Origin of the sequence: Acinetobacter sp. YH16032 (genome assembly GCF_013417345.1) — a bacterium.
Lineage (GTDB): Bacteria > Pseudomonadota > Gammaproteobacteria > Pseudomonadales > Moraxellaceae > Acinetobacter.
In genome coordinates, this window is record NZ_VPEE01000070.1 from 1 (window position 1) to 5,156 (window position 5,156).

8 protein-coding genes are annotated in these 5,156 nt (G+C 32.2%); 3 read left to right on the forward strand and 5 right to left on the reverse strand.

The window, feature by feature from the left end:
* Positions 1-201, forward strand: a 201-nt coding sequence (locus tag FTV32_RS15775) for a DNA-binding transcriptional regulator (RefSeq protein ID WP_180029083.1), incomplete at its 5' end; no start/stop codon positions are given.
* Between the two features lie 78 nt (positions 202-279).
* On the opposite strand, the gene FTV32_RS15780 is transcribed toward FTV32_RS15775, so the two are convergent.
* From FTV32_RS15780 to FTV32_RS15790, 3 genes are read right to left on the reverse strand one after another with little or no spacing between them, the layout of a single operon-like run.
* Positions 280-855, reverse strand: coding sequence for a hypothetical protein (locus tag FTV32_RS15780; protein WP_121973990.1), 576 nt, complete (start codon positions 853-855; stop codon positions 280-282).
* A 5-nt stretch (positions 856-860) separates the two neighbouring features.
* The gene (locus FTV32_RS15785) at positions 861-1,211 is read right to left on the reverse strand and encodes an STAS-like domain-containing protein (protein WP_121973991.1); all 351 of its coding nucleotides are present in this window, start codon (positions 1,209-1,211) and stop codon (positions 861-863) included.
* Entirely contained in the window at positions 1,204-2,196 is a 993-nt protein-coding gene (locus FTV32_RS15790) for a hypothetical protein (RefSeq protein WP_121973992.1), read from the reverse strand. The genes FTV32_RS15785 and FTV32_RS15790 overlap by 8 nt, the downstream gene beginning before the upstream one ends.
* Positions 2,197-2,638: 442 nt before the next feature.
* Here FTV32_RS15790 and FTV32_RS15795 point away from each other — a divergent pair, with 442 nt between their 5' ends.
* Both FTV32_RS15795 and FTV32_RS15800 read left to right on the forward strand, forming a co-directional pair.
* Positions 2,639-3,148, forward strand: a complete 510-nt coding sequence (locus FTV32_RS15795; protein WP_046206310.1) for a hypothetical protein — start codon at positions 2,639-2,641, stop codon at positions 3,146-3,148.
* A gap of 27 nt (positions 3,149-3,175) precedes the next feature.
* Positions 3,176-3,511, forward strand: a complete 336-nt coding sequence (locus FTV32_RS15800) for a hypothetical protein (RefSeq protein ID WP_075175697.1) — start codon at positions 3,176-3,178, stop codon at positions 3,509-3,511.
* A 20-nt stretch (positions 3,512-3,531) separates the two neighbouring features.
* Here FTV32_RS15800 and FTV32_RS15805 read toward each other — a convergent pair whose 3' ends face one another.
* Positions 3,532-3,702 carry a hypothetical protein gene (locus FTV32_RS15805; RefSeq protein ID WP_163146735.1) on the reverse strand — a complete coding sequence of 57 codons (171 nt, stop codon included), beginning with the start codon at positions 3,700-3,702 and terminating at the stop codon, positions 3,532-3,534.
* A gap of 2 nt (positions 3,703-3,704) precedes the next feature.
* A complete protein-coding gene (locus FTV32_RS15810; protein WP_180029084.1) occupies positions 3,705-4,079 on the reverse strand; it encodes a hypothetical protein in 375 nt (124 codons plus the stop codon).
* Positions 4,080-5,156: the final 1,077 nt, after the last annotated feature.

Genomic DNA, 5,156 nt, shown 5'->3' on the forward strand with positions numbered 1-5,156 from the left:
CAAGCAAGTCGAACAACCGAACTTGAATTACCTGATATTAAGGAAGTCCGAGAAAAAACTGGTTTAAGTCAAAGCGAATTTGCTGCACGTCTCCACATCAGTCATCGCACCCTGCAAAACTGGGAACAAGGCCGACGCTATCCGACAGGACCAGCGGCAACATTAATTCGAATCTTAGATGCACATCCTAGCCTTATTTAAAAAAATGCATTAAAAATGGGAGCTTAGCTCCCATTTTTTGACTTCGTATAACGTGTATTATGTTAATTGTAGGAAATCTTAAATATATTTTCTTAGATGTTTTTCAAGAATGTTAGAAAGTATTGTAGATGAATGAATTATCCTATCTATTAGCTCTTCCGACTCTTCTTTTGTCATTGTAGATGTCTTATTTTCAATTATGGTATCAAATGTAATTAACTCATAATAATCAGAATAGGCTTTAAGAGCTTCTCTTTCATATTCCTTCAAAAATTTCATCTTTTTTGAAAAAAGAAGAGCTGAAATTGGTCCACCATAGGGAAAATTATTCACTTCGGATTTTAAATAAGTTAAATATAAGGAAACTTTTTTAATATCTTTAAAAGTTTTTTGAGGATCATCATCTAAGAAAACATTAATACATGTTTCATTGGTCTTGATTAACAGATCATTAGCAGACTTGATTGATTTCATTAATAAAGAGTTTTTTATTCTGAATAAAAACACATATACAGGGATAGCAACTGTAATAGCTTTAAATATAGGAGCTAGCCAATTATAAGGAATAAGATCAGGTTTTATTAATACGCTACAAATGGAAAAAAACCACAAAAGCAGAAGTGACGTCCAAACAACATATAGTTCCTTATCCATATGATTTATTTCACTTTACTTTCAGCGTCATTAATATACTTTTCTATTCTATCAGTAATAAGTTCTTTTAAGTCATCATCTACCACTATCTTTAGATGTCTATTTAAATCAGATTTACGATAACCATTTTTACGAATTAGACCACCAAAAGATTCTTCTAGATAAGAAGATCCAGCTGTAGATATACCATTAAAATCTAAAACAAGAATTTGGTTTGGATTCGTTTTTAAAGATTGGAAAAAAGGTAGTAGAACTTCTTCTCTAAATCGTTCACCACTATGTAGACCATCTTTTCTAGCTCTACCCATAGGTCTTGGATAATATTCTTTAGCCACATCATATTTGATTTCAAGCATAAGTTTTACTCGCGACTAATTTCACATTATTCAAAGGAATTTCCCATCCTACAGTTGTACCTTCAATAGCATCTTTGTAGTCTTTTAAACCAGCGACAGATGACCAAGCCCCTTTTCTACTTAGAACTATCACATTTGCACCATCTACATCAGATTCAACCTGCATGATATCATTAAAGCCTTTTCCTCGATGGTACTCTTCTGTTGCAGATCTTCTCCATTTTGTTGCTATTTCAATCAATTGAGAGTCATTTTTACCAGTAAAGAGTTCAATTGGATTAATAGATAAACGATCTCTTAGCTTAACTGGAATAGTTACCGGAATAGTTTTTCCTACATCTGATACCACGATCAGACATGTATTTTTCTCTTTATCTATGCAAAAGAATAAAAACCATTTCTTATATTGAGCATTTTCATCATAGGCATGATTGATCACATTACTGATTGCTTCAGCAATAGCATTTTGTAAAACAAATCTAGCTCTTCTATCTGGTAAGATCATAGCTATTTGCTCTTCAATCTTTTCGTATTCCTCGCCTAAATCAGCGCTATCTCCCGATAAACACTCCCATCTATCAACAATATTAATAGTTTTACCAACATAAGGAGGCTGTTTAATAAGACTATGAATGCCTAATCTAGAGAACATAGCTTTTACTACATCCTTATCAGAGGTTCGTCCTAGTAATTCTTTTTTATTTTTTAACTTATCCAATTGATGTAAAAGGTAAATAACGCCTTCTGGCAACAATAGTTCTACATCCTTAAAATTAAGATATAAACTCTTATTAGCTCTATCTCTCAGCTTTATTTTTCTTATAGTTTCTAGAAATTTTTCTCTATGACCCATTTTAGCTAATGAGATTACAGATGAAAATTTTATTAAGCCGATATAAGTATGTGATCTTTTTTTACCTTCCTTTCTTATTTTTAAATCTGATTTTTTCTGACGAAGAATAGCTTTTTGATTAGGCTTTTTCACAAAAAATCCTTGTTTTTTAGACGGTAATCGAGCAGATATGATCTTATACAAATGAACTAATAAAAGAAATATATAAAAGGATTTAACATAAAATCTCTTATGCGAAATCTCAGGCAAAAATCCCAACCGAGGGTTGGGAGAGATAAAAATTGACCCTAAATCACGTGGCTAGATAGGTCATAATTATTTTATTAACTTTCCGCCTTGCTTAAGAACAATATATAAAAAATCTAAAATACATAAAACTGATAACACTAAGAATAATGATCGACTTACCAGATAGCCAATTTGTTATAAACATATAATCTAGAGATTGAAATAAAATAATAGTGTTTTTTTTCATTACTTTAGCTATACAAATCTGGTTTTTTATGTCCTTAGACATACTTGAAAAATACTCTATTCTTATGACCTTTTAAAATATAATTTGTCTGAGCAAATCATGAAAATATTTTTCCTTACTTTAGTTGCTTTAGCTTTAACAGCATGTTCCAAACCTCATGATAAATATGTTGGTTACTGGCAACTTGAAGATACAAAATATCCAAAAGTTTTAGAAATCTATAAAGAGGGCAAAGAAACTTACATCGTAAATGAGAATATTCTTTCAGAAACTGATTGGTTTGGAAATAAAAAATCAGGAACGGTTTTAGAGAAGAAAGAAAAAGAACTTGGTGTGAATAACGGTTTAGCAGTTATCACATTCAACTTATCTGATGATGGAAAAACACTGCGAATTAGTAATCAACGCTATACCAAAATTAGTGAAGATGATGCAAAACAGATGATCACACATAAGAAAAACTGCGAAAGCTTAAGATTGAAATATAGAGAGGAAGCTAAAGCATTCAATATTTTTGCGCGAGATGCTCAAAAAGTCGAACAGGATAAAATTAAAGATAACTATCGAGAGCTCCAGAAAGAAATTCCTAATTGTAGTTTTGGAATCTAACTTATTTAAATATATTTAGGAAAATTTATGAAAAATTTCAAATTATTACCATTGTTATTTGCATCTCTTTTTGTAGGATGCGGCACAGTCGGAAATATGGTCATCCAGGATCAAACTTTAGAACAAAAGGCAGCCTTTGCTTTAAATACAACTTCAGACAAAGTGGCCATATCAAATAGACAAGGATCTATTGATGGCACGATAAACTTTGTAGCCACTGTAGGAAAAAAATCACATCAATGTTATATCACAACAGTTGGAGGAGCTATTAGTTCCCAGGCAGTTTGTTCGGGTTCTAACTCTGTAAAACAAAGTAGTGATAAGCAATGTAATGCTCTATTGAAAGCAGCAGGCCGCTGTTAATTTTTATGCAAAAGCTCAGGTTAATCCAGAGCTTTCTGTTCAATCTTATCATTGGCAGAGAACATACCTGGATTTGTAAGCCTGATATTTTCCTGACAACTTTCACACAGCATCAACCCGGCAAAAAGCTGTACATTCTGTCCATTTCCACAAAGCGTACATGGTTTTAAAAGTTGAATAATATTGTCCAAAATTAAGATTCCTTAGAAGAAAAGTTTTGTTCCGCATAATTAGCGGCCTTAGCTTGCATACTTCTAATTTCGTCTTTAGAAGCACCATTTTTCATTAATAACCATAAAAGCATCATGTATGTACTACTAAAATCCTCATAGTATTTTTCAGAAAAATTGTTGTCTTCCTCAAAATCATCTATTCGTTTTTCTAATCTATTCACTAAGTCCTCAATACGATCTGCCTGATGCTTAACAGCAATAGATTGAAAATCATTAGTCAAAATTTTACTGAACAATTTACTGGTTCTGATTCCTTCTGAATTAGCCAATTGATCGTAGAATTCTGCTACTTGTGGATCTAGTCTGACTGCATAAGTTTTGACTTTTTCGCCCATAAATTACATCTCTTATAAAAATTAGAGTTTGTACAAGATTAAGTCAAGATAATTCAATAATTTAAATTAAAAGAATAAATAAATTACGTACAAACCTATTTGTACAGAATTAATTTATTTTAAAACAAAAACTTATTTAAATATAATGCTTTTTTTATGTACAACCATGAGTACATAGTTTTTCTTAAATTTATCAATATCTTATCTAAAAAAAGTGTTGTTTTGATGTACAACCATGAGCACAGCATAAAAAATAGATAATTCAATCACTTATTCTAAAAAAAGACCATTTTTCTGTACACGTTTCTGAGACCCTAAAAAATCGCTGAAATCCTTATCCTGTAAGGCTTTGAGGGGTGTCATCGTTAGATGCGTGGTGTGTGACAAAAAAATCCCGGCATGTGCCGGATCTTGGATTGGAAAATTGGCTAAAGTGACGTAGGGCCGGTGCTTGGTTTTGCATGGAAAAAAGTATTTATTTCCTTGTTTAGAAAAACGTAAAAAATCAATTTTTTGTCCATTCATCCAGGTTAAAAATTTCAACCCAAAACTTTAATTATGAAAAGCTTCACAGAACGCGTTCAAATGCGATTTAAGAGCCTTTACCTAAAAAACATAGATCTCATAGTGAAAAACAGAAAACAGCTCAAAAAACGCAAATGAGAGCGAAATAAAGAGGTATTTTGACTTTAGATAGATGCATAGAGCGAGTGTCTACGAGCGAACTATCAAAATTTGCGCCTAGACCCTCTGAAAAACATTTTTTTGTCCTCTTTAGCCTAAGAAAGCGTAAGTTTCATGCAGAAATTTGCTCCTGGATCGAGCGTAGCGAGTAAAAAAGTTTTATGAGCGAAGCGAATTCCGAGTTGCTTTTGCTTTTTCTTAAAGTCACGCAAGTATTAACCAAAAAATTGCCCCGACGAACTGAGCGCAAGCGAAGTTCAATAGAGTTTGAGCGAAGCGAAAACCAAGGGCAATTTTTCCTTCCCTGGGCTTTTAATTATTTTAAAGTTTTTAAATGCTTTTAAATGGCTTGAAAGCCTTATGAATAAAGGGTTTTAGCTCTTATATGTCCAC